Below are 21154 nucleotides of genomic sequence, written 5' to 3' on the forward strand. Positions count from 1 at the left end.
TTACCGGAAGGTAGAAGCCGTTTTTGTTTGTATTAAAAATAAAAGTAAAACTATTGCAGCCTGTCCAGGTGGTCCAGGTGCTCGGTCATCGCGTCGATGATCTGCACGATGTCCTGGTCGTTGATTGAATAGTAGACAAAAGTGCCTGCTTTGCGTTTCTGCACGAAATCGTATTTTTTCAAAATACCGAGCTGCTTGGAAATTACCGGCTGAGAGACGCCCAGGTGGCCGACGATTGCCGAAACCGGGCTTTCGCCGTGTTTTCTCAGGTAAAAGAGAATATGGATCCGCAGGCTGCTGCCCAAGACCTTGAAAAGGCGGGCCGCCTGGTCGATCAGTTCTTCGTGTGTCATGCGGGTCTCCTTTCCAATTTTCCCCTTGATTATATATCATTTTTGTAATATAGTGTAGGCAAGAGTAAATATACCAAAAACGATATATAAAAGATTGCGCAGGTAAAAATCATGAAAGACCAAGCATCAAAAAGGTATTTGTGGGTGACTGTCTTCAATGTCATCATTACTGCCGCGGAAATTGCCGGCGGGATTATCTCCGGTTCCCTGGCCCTCTTGTCAGATGCTTTGCATAACTTGAGTGACGTTGTTTCCATCGTGGTTGCCTTTGCGGCTAATTTGATCGCCAAAAGAAGCAAGGACCAGCACAAGACCTTTGGCTACAAGCGGGCCGAAACCCTGGCTGCCTACACCAACGGCCTCTTCTTGCTGGCCATCAGCATCTATCTATTTATTTCAGCCATTAATCGTTTCAGCAAGCCTGAACCGATTGAAGGGGGCGTCATGTTCATCGTCTCCTTGATCGGCCTGGCCGGCAACTTGATCTCCATGCTGATCCTGGGCAAGGGGAGCAAGGAGAATTTGAATGCCCGGGCCCTCTTTTTGAATATGATGTCGGACACCTTGTCCAGCGTGGCTGTCGTGGTGGGGTCACTCTTAATTTACTACCAAAACTGGACCCTGGTGGACCCGGTCTTAACTATGGCCGCGGCAATTTTCCTCTTGAAAGAGGCTTTTGAAGTCACCAGGGACTCAGCTAACGTCTTGATGGAAGCTAACCCCGACCTGGACCTGGAAGCCATTGAAGAGGCTGGTTTGGCCTTTAAGGAGGTAATACAGCTCCACCACCTGCATGTCTGGCGCTACAGTGATGACACCATCATGCTGGACGCCCACATTGTGGTTGACTCCGGTTTAACCGCCAAGCGGATTGAAGAGCTTGATGAAGAGATTGCTGCTTGTCTGAAGGAAAAGTTTGCCATCAACCACGTTACCCTGCAGGCAGAATGTAGCCGGGGCCTGGACGAGGACCTTTTGTCAACCAACAAGGAAAATTAAGAAAAGATTAGCTAACTTAAAAAAAGAGAAAATTAGGGTCAAAAGGCTTGTCTTCGCAAGGCTTAGGCCTTAGAAGAATTAAAGTTAGCAAAAAATAGCAAGAAAATGAAAATTATTTTAAAAAGGCCTTGCTAACCTTCAGAAAGAGTATTATAGTTACAACTATAAAAACTAGTGATTAAATTTTTAGGAGGTAATATCATGGCAAAAAAAGATCTCGATTGGGCAAATATCGGATTTGGCTATCATCAAACCGACAAGCGCTACGTGGACTATTTCCACGACGGTGCCTGGGAAGGCGGCAAGCTGACCGACGACCCTAATGTCGTATTGAATGAATGTGCTGAAACCCTGCAATATGCCCAGCAAGTTTTTGAAGGGATGAAGGCCTACACCTGGAAGGACGGATCTGTTGTTGTCTTTAGGCCAGACCAAAACGCGGAACGGATGTACAACTCCGCTAAGCGGATCGAAATGCAGCCTTATCCAAAGGACAAGTTCGTTGAAGCAATCGACCAAGTAGTCAAGGGCAATGTTGACTGGGTACCGCCATACGGTTCAGGCGCGACTCTTTACCTGCGTCCATACGAAATCGGCACTACACCAATCATCGGCGTTGCTCCGGCAACTGACTACATGTTCAGAATCTTTGCAACTCCAGTTGGCCCATACTACAAGGGCGGGGCTACTCCAGTTGCCGTTCAGGTTGCCCAATATGACCGGGCTGCACCTCGCGGGACTGGCCACGTTAAGGCCGCTTTGAACTATGCCATGAGTTTGAAGGCGACTGTCGCTGCCCACCAGGCAGGTTTTGCTGAAAATATGTACCTGGACCCAGCTACCCAAACTTACATTGAAGAAACGGGTGGCTCAAACATTATCTTCATCGACCAAAACAACCACTTGGTCGTTCCTAAGTCAAATTCAATTTTGCCATCAATCACTAGACGCTCCATTGTATACCTGGCTGAACACTACCTCAACTTGACGGTTGAAGAAAGACAAGTCCGTTTCGACGAAGTTCCATCCTTCAAGGAATGTGCTTTGGTCGGCACGGCTGCCGTATTGTCACCAGTTGGCCGCATCGTCAATGGCGACCAGGTCATCGACCTGCCATCAGGCATGGACAAGCCAGGCAAGTTCATGGAAGAACTTTACAACACTTTGACTGGCATCCAAAACGGGGAAGTCGAAGCCCCAGAAGGCTGGATCCACCACGTGATGTAAAAATCATAATCGAGAAGAAGATAAAAAATAGCAGTTTTCGCAACTGCTTTTTTTATTGCTTTGGCCAGGGCCGGAAACTGTTATAATAAAAGCTAGTCAAACTAGCGAGGTGTATGATGAACAAATTTTGGAACCACATTGATCAGAAGTATTTTAAGATTGCCCTCTACTGTCTGGGCACGGTTTTTGCCGGTCTCTTCATCCTGCTTTTAGCCTATGAGTCAACTGGCTTCTGGGTCCGGGTAGGCAAGATTCTGGCAGCAATTGCCCAGCCTTTGACTTACGGCTTAGTTTTAACCTATCTCTTGCTGCCTTTGACCAACTTCTTTGACCGGAAGTTTTCCAAGGGCAGCAGCCGGGGGGCAGTGGCGACGGCCAGCCGGTCAGCCGCAGTGGCCTTGACCCTGCTCTTGCTCTTGCTGGTTATTTTACTGGCCGCGACAGCGGTTTTCGTGACCTTCTCCAAGCAGCTGAGCCATTTCAGCCTGGGCAGCTTAGAAAGCCTCTATGACCAACTGAAAGCCCAGTACAGCAGCTTTATCAACGAAATCCTAGCCTACCTGCAAAAGCAGGGCTGGTCGACCAGCGGCCTGGTCTCTTATATGCAAAAGGGGGTCGGCCGGGTAACTGGCTTTTTGAGCGACTTCTTCTTCGGGATGATTTTTGCCATCTACTTCCTCTACGATGGCCAGCGGATCGCGGCATACTGGAAGAGAAACCTGGGCACCCTCTTAAACAAAAAGGTGATCAGGGGAATCAAGCTCTTCTTAGCAGACGCTGACCGGGCCTTCTCCGGCTACATCAGAGGGCAAATTATCGATGCTTTTATCGTTGGCCTTTTAGTTAGCCTGGCCATGCTGATTGCCAAGGTCCCATATGGCCTTTTGATCGGCTTGGTAACCGGGCTGGGTAACCTAATCCCATACTTTGGTCCGATTTTAGGCTATGGGATGGTTATCTTAGCCTGCACCCTCAGCCAGAATATGACAGCTTTGATCGTGGGGATGATTATTCTCCTCTTGATCCAGGCGATTGATGGCAATATTCTTAATCCTAAGCTTTTGTCTTCAGCCATTCACATCCACCCCCTGTACGTTATCGTCTGCGTGATTGCCGGCGGGGCCATGGGCGGCTTTGTGGGGATGCTGATTGCCGTCCCGATGGGGGCCTTGCTGAAAACGGAATTCGAGCGCTTGATTGCCTACCGGCAAAAGCAGCTGGAAAAGAGCAAAGAGGCAAGTGAAGAGTAAGCAGAAAAAGTAGATATAAGAACTAAGTAAAAGGACTCGCAAAAGCGAGTCCTTTTTGTCAGATTAAACAGTAATAAGTATAAAGCATTTAGTAGATGATTTAGTTTGCCTTACTGGCCATTAGCCAGCTGAACTTTTTTCAGGCCAGCATGCCGGATAAGATGACCAGCAACAGAATTGCCAGACTCATGATGATTCTAAAAATTCTCTTGCGCATTAAATTCTTCTTTCCCTGTAAAGCTAATTGGCAAAAAATAGCCAAACACACATTTATTTGTTACTTGTTCTTCATGACCGGCTGGTAGACCAGGTCGATCAAAATGGCGGCCAGGAAGGCTACGGCCAAAGGGGTCAAGAGCTCCTTAATCCCGATGGCCGGCATGGCGATGCCCAAAAGTGCTAAAAGGCAGGTCAAAAGGATATCGGCGATCTGGACACTGGCTACCGGCTTAGATGGGGCAGACTGCCAGAAGAAGCGCTTGGTCCGGGTGATCAAGACGATCATCATGGCGCTCATAACTAAGAAGACGTAGACCATGGTCCCAACTTGATCATGATTTACTCCGGCCTTTGTTAAGGCAGAGACGAAGGCAAAACCGATGATTGTCCAGGCTCCGGCCAAGGAGAAGGCAATTTTAGCCAGCTTGCCCATGTCCCAGTTCTCCGGCTTGTAAGTGATGTGAGTCTTGTCGGTTCCGATCATCATGGTGACCATGTTGTTCATGATCGTGTAGATGACCATGGCATTTAAGGCCATCGGCAGGTAGCCGAAAATAAGATAAGAGAAGGTCAAGAGCATGGTCAGTTCAGCCGTTCTGGCTAGTTTGGTCAAAGACCAGGTGGTCATCCGCTGGTAAACCCGGTGGCCGGCATCCAAGATCTTGACGATAGGGCTAAGGCCCTCATCCAAAAGAACCATCTTGCTGCTCTTTTTTGCCACGTCAGCGGCATTTGATACAGCTATGCCGACTTCGGCCTGCTTGAGGGCAGGGGAGTCGTTAACCCCGTCCCCGGTCATGCCGACGATATAGCCAGCCTTTTGGAAGTACTTGACCATATCCAGCTTGTCTTCCGGCAAAACGTCGGCGATCCCGGCCAGGTCTTCCGCCTTTACCCCCTCTTTAAAGTCGCTGATCGAGATGACCTTGCCAGTCAAGCCGACTTCTTCAGCCACGCTGGCCGCGGTTTTCTGGTTGTCCCCGGTCAGCATGACTGGCTTGATTCCCCGCTTGACCAGTTCGGCCAGGGCGGCTTTTGAATCAGCTCTGACCTTGTCTTTAGTGATAAAAATACCCGCCAAACGGTCGTCGAGCAAAATCCCGACTGACCGGCCCAGACTGAGGTCGACAGCTGCCATTTGTTCAGAAATAGCCGGATCAATCTTACTGAACTGCTTGACTGAACCCAGCTTAACGTCGTGGCCTTCTCCTCGGCCTTCAGAATAGCCCTGGCTGGAAGTGAAGGGGGTAAAGGCTTCTGCTTCTTTAACTGGTATCTTTTTCTCTTGCAGAAAGTCCATTAAGGCCAGGTCGATCACGCTTTGGTTGCGCTGGTCGATGGCCAGGCTGGTCAAGGCTAGGACTTCTTCATCTGAGAGCTTTGAAAAATTAGCAAAAGAGGCGACAGCCGTCTTGTTTTCAGTAATGGTCCCGGTCTTGTCCAGTAAGAGCAGGTTCAGGTTGGCCGCGTCTTGAATCCCGGTTAAGTCACTGGTCAAAACTCCTTCTTTAGACAGGCGGGTGGCCTCAAAGGAATTGGAGAGGGCAAAAGTTGACGGCATAGCTACTGGAATAGAAGCGATAAACATCATGGCCAGGAAGGGCAGCATTTCCAAGATATTTTCACCCCGGATTACGGCCGCGATCAAGAGGATGACGGTCAAAACCCCGTCTAAGAGGCAGAGGTAGTAGATGATCTTGGTCAAAAGCTGCTGCAGGTGGCCAGGTGCCGCGGACCTGTTGATCAAGTTGATGGTCTGCCCGCTTCTTGAATTGGTCCCGGTCGCGCTGACTCTGCCTAGAGCCTCGCCGTCCATGACGGTCGTGCCCGCAAAAGCTGTTGCCCCGGCTTTTTTATGGACATTTTTGGCTTCCCCGGTGATTGAGGATTCATCTAAGGTCAAGTTCCCGTCCAAAAGGTCAATGTCGGCGGCCAAAATATCCCCTTTTTGCAGGTTGACGATATCGCCGACTACCAGGTATTTGGAGTCAATTTTTTGCCAGCGGTCATCTCTTAAAACAGCGACAACCGGGGTCAGCTGCTGGGAAATTGAACTCAGGACCTTGCGGGACTTCTTCTTCTGCGTGGCCCCGTTGTAGGCGGCAAAGAGCAGCATAAGCAAAACGAAGAGGGACTGGATCCACTTACCTAGGGCACATTCCAGGAGGAGTGCCGCCTCCAGAATCCAGGCACTGAGATTCCAAAGCTTGCCGGCAAATTCCTTCCAGAAGCTGAATTCCGGCTCCGGCACCTGGTTGAGTCCGTCTTTTTTTAAGCGCAGGTCAGCTTCAGCCTGCGTCAAGCCTTTTACTTTCATGCAAAGATCTCCTTATAATTATTCTTCAGTCGTGACGTGTTACATTTAGAAGTTATTTTTCTCACTGTTCATTGTAGCCCCCAGGTTGATATAAATAAAATACTGATTTATGATGTTAGATATCTAAAGAGTTGATATCTACTAAGCTCAAAGATCATTAAAAAGAGAGGGAAGAAAATGAATTTCAAGCAGCTCAATTACTTTCTGGTCGTAGCCGAGGAAGGGCAGATTACTTCAGCCGCCAAGCGGCTCTTTGTCGGCCAGCCAGCCCTCAGCTACCAATTAAAGCAATTAGAAGAGGAGCTAGGGGCTAAGCTCTTTATCCGTCAGCCTTATGGAATTGAACTGACCGAGGCTGGAAAAAAGCTGCGGGATTATGCTGGTCAGATTTTGACCTTAGCCAAAAACGTCCAAACCGAAATTACGGAGCTGGACCGGGGCGGGCGGGGAAGGGTTAAATTAGGTTCCGTCTCTTCTTCAATCGGCGAGCTTCCTTCCGCCAAATTGACGGCTTTTGCCCGCCAGCATCCCGGCGTCTCCTTTGACATCTACGAAGACAACACTTTCGGCATCCTGGACAAGCTGCAGGGCAACCTGCTGGACCTGGCCAGCTATCCGCTGGAGCGACTCTGGCCTGGGGATTGCCCTGGTGCCGGAATCAATCGCCAAAACTTATGCCAAAGGCCACATCTACCCAATCGACTCGGCTAAGTGGCGGACCCGCCTGCAGCTGGTCTGGCGCAAAGACCGGGTGGTTACCCCCTTAATGCGGCAAATTATTGCCCTATATGCAAAATAAAAACTGGAAGCCAATCTAGGTTTCCAGTTTCTTTCTATTTGTTTGTCTTTATGCCCGGCTTGAAGTCAGGTTCATCCGCCGTTCAAAGTAGTTGAGCAGACGGGTCAAAATAAAGGTTACCACGAAGTAGATGCACATGGTGATAAAAAGCGGCATGACCCCGCGGTAGGTCGCGGTTTGGACCAGGCCGGTCTCGTACATCAATTCCCCAACCCCGATGACGGAGACCAGGGAGCTGTCCTTGGTCAAGGTAATGAATTCATTGCCCAGGGCTGGCCAGATATTCTTCAAGGCTTGCGGGAAGACTACGTAGCGGTAGGTCTTGGCCTGGCTGAGGCCCAGGGACCGGGCAGCTTCCGTTTGCCCCTTGGCCACGGAATTGATCCCGGACCGGATGTCTTCAGCCACGTAAGCCCCGGAGTTAAGGCCGATGGCGATGATCCCGGCGGCCAGAGCCGGCATATTCTTGATCAGCATCCCGACCCCGAAGTAGACAAACATGATCTGAACCATCTGCGGAGTGCCCCGGAGGAACTCAATGTAGCAAACGGCAATGGCGTGCAAAAGCTTGTTCTTAGACAGACGCATCAAGGCGAAGATGACACCCAGGACTAAACCAATCGTGATGGAGCAAATCGTAATAATCATGGTGTAGCCCAGGCCAGTCGCGAAGTAGCTGGCGTACTTGCTCATGGAGTTGTTGGTCTTGCTTGAGGCCTGCTTCATGGCCTTGGCAGCGGCCGGGATGTACTTCTTGTTAAACAGGTCCTGCTTTTGGCAGTTGTTGATGGTCTTGTTGATGGCCTTGACCAGGTCGCCTTGCCCCTTGGCCACCCCAACAGCGTTGCCCATCTGAGCCTGGCTGAGGCTGGACTTGACCAAAGACAGGGAAGTGTCGTTAGTGGCGTAAGTCTTGGCGTTCAGTTCACCTAATAAAACAGCGTCAACCTTACCGGACTTAAGCGCCATGAGCAGGTTGCTGATCTTTGCCAGCCCCTTGACCTTGATCCCGCTCTCAGCAGCGTTTTTCTTCAAGGAAGTGTACTGAAGCGAACCGGTTTGGGCACCAACCGTCTTGCCTTTAAAGGAGGCGGTGCTGGTATACTTGGCCTTGTTGGTCTTGCTGATGACAAAGTAGTCGGACTTTTCAGCGTAGTAGATCTTGGAGAAGTCAATGCTCTTTTTCCGTTCGGCCGTTGGGGTCATCCCGGAAATGATCACGTCGATCTTGCCAGTTTCCAGGGCAACCAGGAGGGAGTCAAAGTCCATGTTCTTGATTTCCAGCTTGACCCCCAGGTCCTTGGCGATCTGCTTGGCTAGTTCAACATCAACGCCAACATACTTGTTTCTGCCGTTGACGTTCTTGGTAAATTCCAATGGCGGGTAGTCAGCAGACATGCCGACAACTAATTTGCCGGACTTCTTGATCTTCTTCATGACCGTGCCGCTGGCCATTTTCTTGCTGCTGGCGGCATCAACTGCTGGAATTGCCGCGGTAAAGAGCCCGGCCAAGAGGAGGAGGGCGGTCATAATTTTAATAAGTTTCTTCATCGTGCTTCAATTCTTCCTTTGCTAGGCTTCCAAAATTTTTGCCAAAAAGTCCTTGGCCCGGTCACTTTGCGGGTGGTCAAAGACCTGGTCGGGGCTGCCCTGTTCCAAAAGATAACCGTCAGCCATGAACCAGACCTCATCAGCGACTTTTCGCGCGAAGCCCATTTCGTGGGTGACCACAACCATGGTCATCCCAGTTTGGGCTAAATCCTGCATGGTCTTTAAGACTTCCCCGACCATTTCCGGGTCTAAGGCACTGGTCGGTTCGTCAAAAAGCATCATGTCCGGCTGCATGGCTAAAGCCCGGGCGATAGCAACCCGCTGCTGCTGGCCGCCGGACAGGCTGGCCGGGGAGTGGTCAGCAAAGTCATCCAGGCCAACTTTTGCTAAAAGTTCATGAGCCAGGTCGCCGGCCTCCTGGTCGCTCATCCCTTTGACCTTCATCGGCGCCAGCTTGACGTTTTCAATGACGGACATGTTAGGGAAGAGGTTGAAGCTTTGGAAGACCATGCCCATCTTCTGCCGGAGTTGGTCCAGCTCTTCTTCTTTAAGGTCGGTCAGTTCCGTTCCTTCAAAAATGACCTGGCCGCTGGTTGGCTTTTCCAGCAGGTTCAGACAGCGCAAAAAAGTACTCTTGCCTGAACCGGATGGACCAATAACCGTGATGACTTTTCCTTTTTCGATGACGGCATTGATGTCCTTGAGAACTTCCTTGTCGCCATAATTCTTCTTCAGATGCTTAACTTCGATGATCTTGTTCATGTTTAATCCTTCGTCTAAAAGGACACAAGCAATGAAGAGCTGACAAGCGGCAAAGTTCCGGGCAAGAGTACTTAAAATTGATCAAGTTGACAGTAATTGAAATACTGGAGCCAATGAGCGACTTATGACTATGACAGCTTTTCATTGCCAGTCCTCGCCTTGCAATGAAACAGCTTTAGTCACCATCGTGGATGGTGCTATGTTCGGTGGTGGTAAGTCCTCGTCCTCATTTTGATCTGCTCCTTTAAAAGTAAAGATAAAGCTGAAATTAAATCTATTATTGGCTTTTAATTTTAGCGTAAAAGGGAAGCTGATGCAAGGGAAAATGACAACTTTTATGAAAAAGATTGTAAAAATAGGTAAAATAGCCAGATATTCGCATAAAGCTAAGAAAAGAAGCTTTTTGGGGGCAAGTTGCTAAGATATTTAGAAATCACTGGCTTCTTGATTGTTTTTTCTAGCCGCCCTTGCTATGATAGGGGGCACGTAAGGAGGGACTTTTTTGCAAAAAAGAACAGATAAAGGGTCTGGCAGAAGGACCGGATTTCTCCAAAAGCTGGCTGCCCTCTTGATCGCCGTGGTCTTTCTGGCTGGCGGGATCATGATCGGCCAGCATCTGCCCAAGGAAAGCCGGGAGCAGGTAACGGTCGCCACGGTTTCCGCTAAATTGAAGGCTATTGGGGAGCTGGCGACTGAGCAGTACACCTATACTGGCATTTACAAACTATCTAACGGGCAGATTCCTTTTGTCACCAAGAAGGGCTTTACTATGGTCTATACGTCCAACTTTAAAGCCGGGGTCAAGGTCAAGGACATCAAGGTCCAAGTCAATCAAGACCAGGTGACCGTGACTTTGCCGCAAAGCCAGCTGCTGGACAAGAAGATCGACCCGTCCTCAATTAAGTTCTATGACCAGAGCTATGCTCTTTTTAACTGGAACCAAAAAGAAGACATTACCAAGGCTGAGCAGGCGGCCTTAAAGAAGGCGACAGGCGTGGCCAAAAAGTCCGGCCTCTTGGCCCGGTCGCAAAAAAATGCCAAGAAACTGATCAGGCAGCTGCTCCAGGGGACCCTGGATGGCCGCAAGCTGGTCATCAAGACGGAAGAATAAAGCAAAGAAATACGCTCAAATCAAGCTGATCTGAGCGTATTATTTTTTGTCAAATGGCCAGCAGGGCTAAAAGCGCGGCCAAAATAATACTCCCATTGGCAAAAACAGCTTTTGCCCGCTTTTTAACTGCCTCGTCTGGCAAGTTGGTCTGAACTAGTATAAAGAGCAGGGGAAAAGCTGTCAATTCTCCAAGGGAATTTTGCGTACAAAAAAAGATCCGCTTATGCGGATCTTTCTTGAGCTAATCTTTTAATGATTAGTCTTGAGCTGGGAAGAAGTCGAGACGTTCGCCGTCACCGAGTTGTTCTTCGATTCTCAACAATTGGTTGTACTTTTCAACACGTTCTGAACGAGCTGGGGCACCAGTCTTCAGTTGGCCGCCGTTAGTAGCAACAGCGAAGTCAGCGATGAAGGTGTCACCAGTTTCACCTGAACGGTGAGAAATCATAGTGTTGTAGCCGTGCTTACGTGAAATCCGGATGGTTTCCAAAGTTTCAGTTACAGTACCGATTTGGTTCAGCTTGATCAATGAAGCGTTACCTGCGCCTTCCTTGATGGCCTTTTCCAGCAAACGTGGGTTGGTGCAGATAAAGTCGTCAAGAACGATTTGCAGACGGTCCTTGTGGCTTTGAGTGAACTTAACCATACCTTCAGTATCGTTTTCGTCGTAAGGGTCTTCCATTGAGATCAATTCTGGGAATTCTGCGAGCAACTTGTCGTAGTATTCTGCCAATTGGTCACCGTCAAGAACCTTGCCTTCCAGGTGGTACTTGCCGTCTTCCTTGTTGTAGTAGTATGAAGCGGCACAGTCACAAGCGATGGCAATGTCTTCGCCAGGAACGTAACCAGCACGTTCAATAGCTTCGTGCAAAGCCTTCAAAGCTTCTTCTGAGTCCTTCATGTTAGGAGCGAAACCACCTTCGTCACCCAAGCCAGTTTCGTAACCCTTTTCTTCCAAAACCTTCTTCAAGGTGTGGTAAGTGTTAACGATCTTTTCGAAGCCGTCACGGAATGAAGTCTTCTTAACTGGAGTGATCATGAATTCTTGGATGTCGATGCCGTTGTCAGCGTGTTCACCACCGTTGATAACGTTGTGGAAAGTTTGAGGCATTGACAAGTCAGTACCGCCAAGGTAACGGTAAAGAGGTTGGTGGGTAGCCTTAGCAGCTGCTACAGCAGTAGCCATTGAAGTACCCAAGATAGCGTTAGCGCCCAACTTACCCTTGTTTGGAGTACCGTCAAGTTCGATCATAGCCTTGTCGATAGCTGGTTGGTTGAATGGGTCTGCGCCTTGCAGTTCGTTGTTGATGGCAGTGTTAACATTGTTAACAGCCTTCATAACACCCTTGCCGCCCAAACGTGAGCCACCGTCACGCAATTCAACAGCTTCGTTTTCACCAGTTGAAGCACCAGATGGAACTTCAGCGCGGCCAACTACACCGTTTGACAAAGTAACTTCAACTTCAACAGTTGGGTTACCACGTGAGTCAAAGATTTCTCTAGCATGAACGTTTTCAATAACAACCTTGGTCATTAAAAAATCCTCCTTAAAATACGCTGGCGGAGGAATTCTCCGACAGCAAGAGCATTCGCTCTGTAATTATTTACAAGTTCATTATAGTATAAGCTTGTGAATCCGTAAACAGCCAGTTTTTTGAAAACGATCCCAAAAAACCGCTTTTTTACAAATTTTACTTTTTGCTAAGCAAGTTTGGTCAAAATCCAAGTTCGAAAGCGGTTAGTGAAAAAATTTCCCGGTTAAGGAAAAACTGTTAAAATAGATTTAGAAACAGACAAGGCAGGAAAAGCTGCCAGAGACAATGTAGAATCGGGATAATATTATGGAAAACGTGAGACTGATAGTTGATTCAAGCGCCAATACTTTGACCGACCCAAGCCGCGGCCTTGAGGTCGTGCCCTTGACTTTGACCATCGGCCAGGAAAATTGGCTGGATGACGAGCAGCTGGACATGGGCGCATTTTTGAACAAGATGGAGGCCAGCCAGGAGGCAGGCAAGACTGCCGCGCCAAGCATCCAGCGCTGGCTGGATAGTTTGGAGGGCTGCGAGAAGGCAGTGATCGTGACGCTGACCAGCGGCTTGTCGGGAACCTACTCTTCCGCCTTGCAGGCCAGAGACATCTACTTAGAGACTCACCCGCATGCCCAGATTGTGGTCGTTGACTCCCGGTCAGCCGGTCCGGAACTGGAAGTAATCCTGGAAGGGATCGAAAGCATTCTTAAAGATGACAAGCTCCGCTTTGCTGACTTGGAAGCCAGAATTGCCGAGTACCGGACCAAGACTCACTTGCTTTTCGTCCTCCAGTCCCTGCGAAACCTGTCCTTAAACGGCCGGGTGTTGCCAGCCGTGGCCAAAATTGCGGGGATGCTGAAGATAAATTTAATCGGGACGGCCAGCGTTGACGGTGACTTGCAGCCTTTGACCAAGGCCAGAGGAATGAAGAAGGCCCTGCGGGAACTGGTCAAGCAGATGAAGGAAGAGAAGTACCAGGGCGGCCGGGTCGTGATTGACCACTGCGAAAATGAAGCTGATGCTGAGAAGCTGAAGGAACTGCTGCTAGCAGAATATCCGAAGGCTGAGATTACCATTCGGCCAATGCGGGGCCTGTGCTCTTTCTACGCGGAAAGAGGGGGGCTCATGGTCGGCTTTCACAATTAATAAGCTGCAAAATAAAAAATCCAGGGTTCTGTTAAGTTAGAACTCTGGATTTTTTGTTCCTATATATCGTTATCGTCTCTGTTATGTATTATGTTCTACTTCAAAAAGAGGGCAGCATAGATTGTCTGCACGACTGTAAAACAGAAGACCGACAAGGCCACGGCTCCCAGGACGTCTGACGGGTAGTGGGCCCGGAGGTTAAGGCGGGAGATAACCACAAAGAGCCAGTAGATCAAAAGAATTACGGCAAATAACTGATCAAATTCCCGTCTGAGCAGGGCGTAAAGGATCAGGCACATGGTCGTTGCCCCTAAGACATGGCCGCTGGGGAAGCTGTAGCCTTCTTCTTCAGACAGGTGGGCATGAGGGCGGCTCCGCTTGACCAGGTGCTTGACGATAAAACCGGCTGCATCGGTCACGCCTAAGGTAGCCAGGACCCAAAGGCCGAGCCGGTAATTGTCTTCGTTTAAGAGCAGGCCGGCAATCAAGACGTCCCAGACAATGACCAGCTTGGGCTCGTTGATGAAGGCGATGATCTTCCAAAAAATATTCTTCTGCGTCCGCACCAGTTTCTTGTGCAGCTTCCGGTCCAGGCGGTTGAAAGCCGGGGAATAGAGAATGTTGAGGATCAAGACCAGCAGGACCAGCCCTGAGATTGTCAGTGAGATAAGGTCGACTTGCAAATTTCCATTTTCCTTCTAGCAAAACTTGACTTGTCCAGATAAAAACAATCGGACTTTTACGGAAAATATTCTACACGTCCCCAGCTGGAAAATCAACCAATACCGGAAGCGCATACAAAGCTGATAAAAGTTGGCCGAAATCTATGAAACCGCTTGCTTCAAAAGGGCCTTTTTGTTAAATTAGACTAGGAGAAAAATAACAACATATAAACGGTAAATAGTGTTAGGAGCTTGTTTAGGAGAAAATGAGAACGAGAAAGAAAATTTGCGATATGAATGTGGCGGTGGTTGACCGGCAGAATCTGCCTGCCTTACTGGCTAGCGGGAAAATAGCTGCCCAGGCCGACGAGGACTACCAGATAAACCAGAAGACGGTAGTGGCCTACGACTACCAGATGGACCTGCTTTTGGGCAAGTACCGGACGATCATTTATGACGCCGATGCCGGTTGGGTCTTGCTTAAAAAGAAGACATGCCGCCGCCTGGTTCATGAACTGAGAAAGAAGGAGCCGGCCCACGAACTGACCATTAAAAAGCAGCTCTGCCGGCAGATCGGAATGTCGGACCAGTATGTGCAGTCCTTTGGCTCACATGCCTATTTCTCTTTTTTCATCATGCGCCACAAGCCGCTTGACCTGGTGGGCCTGCACCAGATGAAGCTGTTTGAGTGCCTTGACAATCACGGTCTTTTTCTGACTTTAGACCGGCAGTATTGCTTCAGTTTGGAGATGCCCAGACAATCTGGCCGGGGCCAGCAGATCCTGCAAGACTGCATTACCCACAACGCTGCCTTTTTGCACCTGGCAAGCGCCCGGGCAGCCAGCTGGGGCTGCCAGTTAAAGCCGGTCAGCCGCAAGTCTCTCTTAAACGACCCGGCTTATATTAGGGAAAGCCGGCTGGCAGAAATCAAGGCCATGGATCCCCGGCAGATTTTGGAAGAAGCAGAGGACAACTACTTAAACTATTGCTCAGAGGAATTTTTGAAGGAATTCCGGGCTTGGAACTGGGGCAAGCAGGACATGCGGCAGCTGATCAACTACTGCAACAAGTCCTTTAATGAAATCAAATAACTCAAGTCGAAAAAACAGCAATGAAAAATGCTCATCAGCCGATGAGCATTTTTTCTGTATACTTATAATCTTAGCCCAGCTTTTGTGCCTTGAGCCAGTTCATCAAGTCCAGGACGTGTTCGTTGAGGACGTCCTTGCAAGTGAAGAGGGTCAGGTCTGAGCTGACCTTGACGTCCAGGGGAACCCGCTTTAGGCCGTTGACTTCGCAATTGTCGTCATCAAGCGGGCCGGTGTACGGCTGGATAGCCAGGCCCTGCTGGGTGTAAACCATCATGGTTTGCGCCACGACATTGTTGGCAAAGAAGATCCGGCTTTGCTTGCAGTTCTTTTCAATCCGGTCCTGCATCAAGGTAATCAGCGGTGATGAACAAGAAAGGTCCAGGAAGACCAGGTCCTTGCCGTCCAGGTCCTTTTCTGAAAGCAGGCCCTTTTCAGCCAGAGGGTGGTCATTTGGCACCAGGGTGCACCACTTCAACTTGCCGATCGTGTAGGCGGTGAAGTCCGGGAATCTCGGCATGGCTTCCGGAGTTGACAAGACCAGGTCAAGCTCGTGGGAGGCCAGCTTCTCAAAGAGAACCGGGCTGCTTTCAACGAAGAATTCGATGTTGACGGTGTCGCGGCTTCTGCGGAACTGGCGGATCAAGCCAGGAAGCATCAGCTGTTCGGCTAGAATTCCGATTAAGCCGACCTTCAAGGTGATTTGTCCTTCTGACATGGCGATCCGCTTGGCCTTGGAAACGGCGGTCCGGTAGTCGATCAATTCGCTCTTGATGCTGTTGTACAAAGACCGGCCGGCTGGGGTCAGCAGCATCTTGCGGCGGGAGCGGCTGAACAGCTGGTAGCCCAGTTGCTTCTCGATTGAGGATATGGCCAGGGAAACCGCTGGCTGGGACATGTTCATATTTTGTGCAGTCTTGGTAAAGCTCTGCGTCTGCGCGGCGTTTACAAAGATCTCTAGGTGTTCGATTCTCACGGGTTTACTAAGCTCCTCATAATAAAAAGATTGAAATGTCAGATATGTATGCTACGCGTATCAAACAGTTCCGATATAATAATATATCAATTCCTCAAGAAATAAAAATACTTGTTATTAAAAAATCGAAACTTTTAAAAGAATTTTTACCTAACTATTTCTAATTTTCCCGGTTAAAAAGTGCTGCCAGGCAAAAGAAATTGAGGTATTAACAATGAAAAAGTGTTCATTCTTAGTATCATGACTAAACTTTATTGCTAATCCTGTAAAAAATCAAGTGGTAAACTCGGAAAAATGATCGATTTAGAATAAATTTAGAAATTTGTGCTTGTTGATTTTAATAAGAATAAAGTATGATAGAGTTTCGAAACATCAAATAAATTAAGGAAGTGGAACATGAAATACGTCTTTAGCTACCTCAAAGACTATAAAAAAGAAAGCGTTCTGGCCCCGCTTTTCAAGCTGCTGGAAGCCCTGTTTGACCTGTTCGTTCCCCTGGTCGTGGCTAGGATTATCGATTACGGGATCAAAGAAAGAAACCAGGCCTATGTTTTCCAGCAGGTTGGCCTCTTGGCCCTTTTGGCCCTTTTAGGGATAACGGCCAGCATTACTGCCCAGTGGTTTGCCGCCAAGGCCAGCGTGGGCCTGGCCAGCCAGCTGCGGCAGGCGGCTTTTGACAAGGCGGAAAAGTTCAGTTTTGCCAACCTGGATCAGCTGCCGCCCAGCACCTTGATCACCCGCTTGACCAGTGATATCAACCAGGTGCAGACCGGCTTCAACATGGCTTTGCGCCTCTTATTAAGAAGTCCTTTTATCGTCTTTGGGTCAATGATCGCGGCCTTTACGGTCAATGTTAAAGCGGCCTTGATCTTTGCCGTAGTGATTCCGCTTTTATCCCTGGTCGTTTTTGGCATCATGCTGGTCAGCATCCCCCTTTACCGGAAGGTGCAGAAGCGGCTGGATGAAATTACCCGCTTGAGCAATGAAAACCTGGCCGGGGTCCGGGTCATCCGGGCCTTCAGAAAAGAAAGAGCCGCCGTGGCCAAATTTGATGAAAAAGTTTCCGCCATGACCAAGCTGAACGAGTTTGTCGGCCGCCTGTCAGCCGCCATGAACCCGGTGACTTATGTCATGATCAACATCGCGGCCATTGTCTTGATTCAAGTTGGCGCCGTTCAGGTAAATACCGGAGCAATGGCTCAAGGGCAAGTGGTGGCTCTTTACAACTACCTGGCCCAAATGATCGTGGAACTGATTAAGCTGGCCAGCCTGATTATCACCATCAACCGGGCCTGGGCCTGCGGAGACCGGGTTGGCCAGGTTCTGGCCACGGAAAATGACTTGACTTATCCTAAAGCAGGTCCAAATGTCACAAACAGCCAGGTTGACTTTAAAAATGTTTCCTTTACCTATCCGGCAGCCTCCGCGCCAGCCGTTTCAAACTTGACCTTTACGATCAAGCCGGCCGCGACCGTCGGCATTATCGGGGGGACGGGCAGCGGCAAGAGCACCCTCTTGAAGCTGTTGACCCGCTTTTATGACTGCGGGGAAGGGGAGATCAAACTGGGCGGCGTTTCCATAAAGGAACTGACCCAAGAGGAACTATTGAACCAGTATGCCCTGGTGCCGCAAAAGGCCCAGCTTTTTGCCGGCAGCATCCGGGACAACCTGTTGATGGGCAGGCTGGAGGCCAGTGATGAAGAACTCTGGCAGGCCCTCAGCCTGGCCCAGGCGAAAGACGTAGTCTTGGCTAAGCCCGGCCAGCTGGACTTTCAGCTCGAGCAGGAAGGCAGAAACCTTTCCGGTGGGCAAAAGCAGCGTTTGACCATCGCCCGGGCCCTGGTCAAGCAGGCTCCGCTTTTGATTTTAGATGACAGCGACAGCGCCCTGGACCTGGCAACGGGGGCGCGTCTGCGGCAGGCTCTGGCCAGCTTGAAGGACGTAACTAAGATTCTGGTTTCCCAGCGGGCTTCCAGCATCATGCAGGCTGACCAGATTCTGGTATTAGACGATGGCAAACTGGTGGCTAGCGGCAAGCACGAAGAGCTTTTGGCCAACTGCCAGGTCTACCAGGAAATCTATTATTCCCAGTTCCCGAAGGAAAAAGAAGCAAAAGAAGATAAGGAGGGGAGACGATGAAAAAGCAAGACAAGAAAATGGCCAGCTGGCAGGCGATGAAGCAGCTTTTGCCAATTATCGGCCGCTACCGCCTTCTTTTATTCATCAGCATAATTCTGGCGGCAGTCTCCGTTATCTTCCAGCTTTATGTGCCGATCATCTTTGGCCGGGCCATTGACCAGATTGTCGGCCCTGGCAAAGTTGACTTTCCAGCTATTGGCCAGGACCTGGTCCAGATTTTAATCTTGGTGATTGTCTCAGCCGTCGCCACCTGGATGATGGGCCTGATCAACAATAAACTGACCTACCGGACCGTCCAGGATATCCGGGAAAAGGCCATCCGGCAGCTGCAGCTTTTGCCCTTGTCATATCTGGACCAGCACCCAAGCGGGGACATTGTTTCCAGAATCATTGCCGACACCGACCAGCTCTCTGACGGCCTGCTCCTAGGCTTTTCCCAGCTTTTCTCCGGCTTGATCACTATTGTGGCTACCCTAGCCTTCATGCTCAGCCAGTCGGTGGAAATTACCCTCCTGGTTTTGGTCTTGACTCCTTTGAGTTTCATCGTGGCCCGCTTTATTGCCAGCCGGTCCTACCAGATGTTCAGAAAGCAGAGCCAGACTCGGGGCGAGCAGACCAACTTGATTGAGGAAATGGTGAGCGGGGTCAAGGTGGTCAAGGCTTTTGGTTATGAAAAAACCGCCTCAAGCCGCTTCGCTGAAATAAACCACCGCCTGCAAGAATACAGCCAGCAGGCGACCTTTTATTCCAGCCTGACCAACCCGGCCACCCGCTTTATCAATTCCCTGATTTATGCCCTGGTCGCCTTGGCGGGTGCTTTTGCCATCATGGGTGGGCGTTTTACGGTTGGGGGGCTCAGCGTTTTGCTGAATTACTCTAACCAGTACATGAAGCCGTTTAACGACATCAGCTCGGTGATTACTGAGCTGCAAAACGCGGCTGCCTGCGCCGGCCGGGTCTTTGAACTGATCAATGAAGAGCCGGAAGCTGATCCGGTTGACTTGAACAAGGCTGATGGCGATTTGTCTGAAGTCAAGACCAGTTCAGTCGTCATTGACCATGTCAACTTCTCCTACCAGGCGGACAAGCCTCTGATCAGGGACTTCAACTTGAATGCCAAGCCGGGGATGCGGGTTGCCCTGGTCGGGCCGACCGGCTGCGGGAAGACGACCACCATCAACCTGCTCATGCGCTTTTATGACGTGGATTCCGGCGGAATCTACTTAGGCGGCAGAAATATCAAGGACATGTCCCGCCATGCCTTAAGAAAAAATTTCGGCATGGTCTTGCAGGACACTTGGCTGGAAGAGGGGACAGTCCGGGATAACCTGGCTTACGGCAAGGAAGATGCTACTGACGAGGAAATCATCGCAGCGGCTAAAGCTGCCCACAGCTGGGGCTTTATCCGCCGCCTGCCCCAGGGCCTGGACACGCTCCTTTCCGCTGACAGCTTAAGCGCCGGGCAAAAGCAGCTGCTCTGTATCACCAGGGTCATGCTGCTGGACCCGCCAATGCTGATTTTGGATGAAGCAACCAGCTCTATCGACACCCGGACAGAAATGCTGATTCAAGCTGCTTTTGACAAGTTGATGCAGGGCCGGACCAGCTTTGTCGTGGCCCACCGTTTGTCCACGGTCGTTAATGCTGACTTGATCCTGGTGATGAAGGACGGGCAGATTATTGAACGCGGCAAGCACGCTGACCTTTTGGCCCGGGGCGGCTTTTACAGCCAGCTTTACCGCAGCCAGTTCGCGAAATTGCCATCATAACTGAATACTTTTTAAGCTTTTAACCGTTCTCTAAGTGAGAGCGGTTTTAATTTGCGAGATAATTGCAAAAATACTATTATTTTTTAAGAAAAAGATAGAAGGATTTAGTATAATTACTTTGTACAAGTCTCTAATGACAAAAAATAGCTAGATGGAAGCTGGTAATATGATTGAAAAAGATGATCTGACAAATTTCTTGCGAAAGTCTCTTACTTATATCCGGGAGGCCCTTCCTGGTTCTGGAAGTCAAGGATAATAAAACGGCCATCGTCTATGCCAATAAGAAGCTGCTGGATTTGTTTGCCTGCAAAAATATGGCTGAACTGACTGATTTTGCCTGGGAAAAGCTCTTCCCGCTGACTACAGGTCTAAGCGGTGATCATGCCGAACTTGAATACATGACAGTTGCAGATGCCAAGGGGCAAGAGCACCTGCTTAATGCTTAGGTTCGCAAGGCTGAAGTTGCTGGCCGGGAATTGCACCTGTGCTACATTACGCCGATCAACATCAACCGGACCTTTTTGACCGGCCTACTGGACCTGCGCTCTTTCCAAGAAGTCGGCCAAAGCCGGACAAGGGACTGGATCAAGGAAGGCGAGCGTGTTTCGATCATTTCCTTTGACCTGGTGGGGATGAAGGATTACAACAACCAATACGCAGGGGGATGACCTGCTGCGCTTTGTGGGAGCTTGTCTTAAGGACAGTTTTGGTGACCAGGCCTGCACCCGGTCGGGTGAAGACCGCTTTTATGCCTACTGCCAGGAATATGGCCTGTGAGTTCTTGGAAGATCCTTTTAAGTCCGGAATAGTTTACTATGATGACAAGCTGGACCAAAGACACCGCCTGCAAGAGTATGTGCTTAGCCACATTGACGAGGCCCTGGAAAAGGGCTGGATCCAGGTTTACTTTCAGCCGGTTATCCGGACTTTGACTGATAAGGTCTGCAATCTGGAAGCTCTGAGCCGGTGGATTGACCCGCCGGGGCCTGCGCAGCTGGGTCAATTACTATACCAAGTCCTCGACCATGCCAAACCGCGTGGTGACGGTCTTTGCCCTGGATGAAGGCGGTGAGTCGGAATTCAAGCGGATCGCAGCAACTGACGTGGAATTTTCGAGGTCAACCAGCAGCTCCTAAATGACCGGAGATACTTCAGCTCGAGAGGCTGACTTTGCTGAACAAGGGTATCTTGCAGTAGGCGATTTAAATGTCAAAATATGTTTAAATGCTAGTCGCTAGTCTTTACTAGTGTCTT

Annotated in this window: 18 protein-coding genes and 1 pseudogene; 12 read left to right on the forward strand and 7 right to left on the reverse strand. The window is 49.7% G+C overall.

Translation table 11 applies throughout. The features are described from left to right. Positions 1-50: 50 nt before the first annotated feature. Positions 51-353 carry an ArsR/SmtB family transcription factor gene (locus DS743_RS04990; RefSeq protein WP_035184616.1) on the reverse strand — a complete coding sequence of 101 codons (303 nt, stop codon included), beginning with the start codon at positions 351-353 and terminating at the stop codon, positions 51-53. Positions 354-464: 111 nt separating this feature from the next. On the opposite strand from DS743_RS04990, the gene DS743_RS04995 reads away from it, so the two are divergent. The 3 genes from DS743_RS04995 (at position 465) to DS743_RS05005 (ending at position 3829) form a co-directional block, all read left to right on the forward strand. Next, positions 465-1352 carry a cation diffusion facilitator family transporter gene (locus DS743_RS04995; RefSeq protein ID WP_013439786.1) on the forward strand — a complete coding sequence of 296 codons (888 nt, stop codon included), beginning with the start codon at positions 465-467 and terminating at the stop codon, positions 1350-1352. A gap of 201 nt (positions 1353-1553) precedes the next feature. Beyond that, positions 1554-2579 (forward strand): branched-chain amino acid aminotransferase, encoded by a 1026-nt coding sequence (locus DS743_RS05000; protein WP_002876681.1) that lies wholly within the window; start codon positions 1554-1556, stop codon positions 2577-2579. 116 nt (positions 2580-2695) lie between these two features. After that, positions 2696-3829: an AI-2E family transporter gene (locus DS743_RS05005; protein WP_035182731.1), complete on the forward strand. Its 1134-nt coding sequence runs from the start codon at positions 2696-2698 to the stop codon at positions 3827-3829. Positions 3830-4106: 277 nt separating this feature from the next. On the opposite strand, the gene DS743_RS05010 is transcribed toward DS743_RS05005, so the two are convergent. Next, a complete protein-coding gene (locus DS743_RS05010) occupies positions 4107-6365 on the reverse strand; it encodes an HAD-IC family P-type ATPase (protein WP_003615389.1) in 2259 nt (752 codons plus the stop codon). A gap of 177 nt (positions 6366-6542) precedes the next feature. Between DS743_RS05010 and DS743_RS05015 the strand changes: the two are divergent. After that, positions 6543-7164: pseudogene (locus DS743_RS05015) on the forward strand (LysR family transcriptional regulator). Between the two features lie 48 nt (positions 7165-7212). Here the strand turns inward: DS743_RS05015 and DS743_RS05020 are convergent. Beyond that, positions 7213-8715: an ABC transporter substrate-binding protein/permease gene (locus DS743_RS05020; protein WP_035184612.1), complete on the reverse strand. Its 1503-nt coding sequence runs from the start codon at positions 8713-8715 to the stop codon at positions 7213-7215. 21 nt (positions 8716-8736) lie between these two features. After that, positions 8737-9477 carry an amino acid ABC transporter ATP-binding protein gene (locus DS743_RS05025; RefSeq protein ID WP_002879870.1) on the reverse strand — a complete coding sequence of 247 codons (741 nt, stop codon included), beginning with the start codon at positions 9475-9477 and terminating at the stop codon, positions 8737-8739. Positions 9478-9979: 502 nt separating this feature from the next. On the opposite strand from DS743_RS05025, the gene DS743_RS05030 reads away from it, so the two are divergent. Continuing rightward, positions 9980-10588, forward strand: a complete 609-nt coding sequence (locus DS743_RS05030; RefSeq protein ID WP_013439780.1) for a DUF4230 domain-containing protein — start codon at positions 9980-9982, stop codon at positions 10586-10588. A gap of 256 nt (positions 10589-10844) precedes the next feature. Here the strand turns inward: DS743_RS05030 and eno are convergent, their stop codons facing one another. Beyond that, positions 10845-12122, reverse strand: a complete 1278-nt coding sequence (eno, locus tag DS743_RS05035; protein ID WP_002879863.1) for a phosphopyruvate hydratase — start codon at positions 12120-12122, stop codon at positions 10845-10847. A gap of 307 nt (positions 12123-12429) precedes the next feature. On the opposite strand from eno, the gene DS743_RS05040 reads away from it, so the two are divergent. After that, on the forward strand, positions 12430-13266 hold the full coding sequence (locus DS743_RS05040; protein WP_035184610.1) for a DegV family protein: 837 nt from the start codon (positions 12430-12432) through the stop codon (positions 13264-13266). Between the two features lie 95 nt (positions 13267-13361). Here DS743_RS05040 and DS743_RS05045 read toward each other — a convergent pair whose 3' ends face one another. Beyond that, a complete protein-coding gene (locus DS743_RS05045) occupies positions 13362-13949 on the reverse strand; it encodes a phosphatase PAP2 family protein (RefSeq protein WP_002879859.1) in 588 nt (195 codons plus the stop codon). Between the two features lie 272 nt (positions 13950-14221). On the opposite strand from DS743_RS05045, the gene DS743_RS05050 reads away from it, so the two are divergent. Next, positions 14222-15019 carry a hypothetical protein gene (locus tag DS743_RS05050; protein ID WP_035184608.1) on the forward strand — a complete coding sequence of 266 codons (798 nt, stop codon included), beginning with the start codon at positions 14222-14224 and terminating at the stop codon, positions 15017-15019. Positions 15020-15089: 70 nt separating this feature from the next. On the opposite strand, the gene DS743_RS05055 is transcribed toward DS743_RS05050, so the two are convergent. Beyond that, positions 15090-15992, reverse strand: coding sequence for a LysR family transcriptional regulator (locus DS743_RS05055; RefSeq protein ID WP_035184606.1), 903 nt, complete (start codon positions 15990-15992; stop codon positions 15090-15092). 396 nt (positions 15993-16388) lie between these two features. Between DS743_RS05055 and DS743_RS05060 the strand changes: the two genes are divergently transcribed. The 5 genes from DS743_RS05060 (at position 16389) to DS743_RS05080 (ending at position 21036) form a co-directional block, all read left to right on the forward strand. Then, positions 16389-18131 (forward strand): ABC transporter ATP-binding protein, encoded by a 1743-nt coding sequence (locus DS743_RS05060; RefSeq protein ID WP_035184605.1) that lies wholly within the window; start codon positions 16389-16391, stop codon positions 18129-18131. Further along, entirely contained in the window at positions 18128-19900 is a 1773-nt protein-coding gene (locus DS743_RS05065) for an ABC transporter ATP-binding protein (protein ID WP_072544176.1), read from the forward strand. Before DS743_RS05060 ends, DS743_RS05065 begins: the two co-directional genes overlap by 4 nt. 296 nt (positions 19901-20196) lie before the next feature. Next, positions 20197-20346, forward strand: coding sequence for a hypothetical protein (locus tag DS743_RS05070; protein ID WP_181406060.1), 150 nt, complete (start codon positions 20197-20199; stop codon positions 20344-20346). A 30-nt stretch (positions 20347-20376) separates the two neighbouring features. Next, a complete protein-coding gene (locus DS743_RS05075; protein ID WP_003615366.1) occupies positions 20377-20568 on the forward strand; it encodes a hypothetical protein in 192 nt (63 codons plus the stop codon). A gap of 303 nt (positions 20569-20871) precedes the next feature. After that, positions 20872-21036 carry a hypothetical protein gene (locus tag DS743_RS05080; protein ID WP_013439714.1) on the forward strand — a complete coding sequence of 55 codons (165 nt, stop codon included), beginning with the start codon at positions 20872-20874 and terminating at the stop codon, positions 21034-21036. Positions 21037-21154: the final 118 nt, after the last annotated feature.

The organism is Lactobacillus leichmannii (genome assembly GCF_024701915.1).
Lineage (GTDB): Bacteria > Bacillota > Bacilli > Lactobacillales > Lactobacillaceae > Lactobacillus > Lactobacillus delbrueckii.

Bases quoted from the DNA above. Each gene is read 5' to 3' on its own strand.
- DS743_RS04990 (WP_035184616.1), bottom strand. From the start codon at position 353: ATGACACACGAAGAACTGATCGACCAGGCGGCCCGCCTTTTCAAGGTC.
- DS743_RS04995 (WP_013439786.1), top strand. From the start codon at position 465: ATGAAAGACCAAGCATCAAAAAGGTATTTGTGGGTGACTGTCTTCAAT.
- DS743_RS05000 (WP_002876681.1), top strand. From the start codon at position 1,554: ATGGCAAAAAAAGATCTCGATTGGGCAAATATCGGATTTGGCTATCAT.
- DS743_RS05005 (WP_035182731.1), top strand. From the start codon at position 2,696: ATGAACAAATTTTGGAACCACATTGATCAGAAGTATTTTAAGATTGCC.
- DS743_RS05010 (WP_003615389.1), bottom strand. From the start codon at position 6,365: ATGAAAGTAAAAGGCTTGACGCAGGCTGAAGCTGACCTGCGCTTAAAA.
- DS743_RS05020 (WP_035184612.1), bottom strand. From the start codon at position 8,715: ATGAAGAAACTTATTAAAATTATGACCGCCCTCCTCCTCTTGGCCGGG.
- DS743_RS05025 (WP_002879870.1), bottom strand. From the start codon at position 9,477: ATGAACAAGATCATCGAAGTTAAGCATCTGAAGAAGAATTATGGCGAC.
- eno (WP_002879863.1), bottom strand. From the start codon at position 12,122: ATGACCAAGGTTGTTATTGAAAACGTTCATGCTAGAGAAATCTTTGAC.
- DS743_RS05040 (WP_035184610.1), top strand. From the start codon at position 12,430: ATGGAAAACGTGAGACTGATAGTTGATTCAAGCGCCAATACTTTGACC.
- DS743_RS05050 (WP_035184608.1), top strand. From the start codon at position 14,222: ATGAATGTGGCGGTGGTTGACCGGCAGAATCTGCCTGCCTTACTGGCT.
- DS743_RS05060 (WP_035184605.1), top strand. From the start codon at position 16,389: ATGAAATACGTCTTTAGCTACCTCAAAGACTATAAAAAAGAAAGCGTT.
- DS743_RS05065 (WP_072544176.1), top strand. From the start codon at position 18,128: ATGAAAAAGCAAGACAAGAAAATGGCCAGCTGGCAGGCGATGAAGCAG.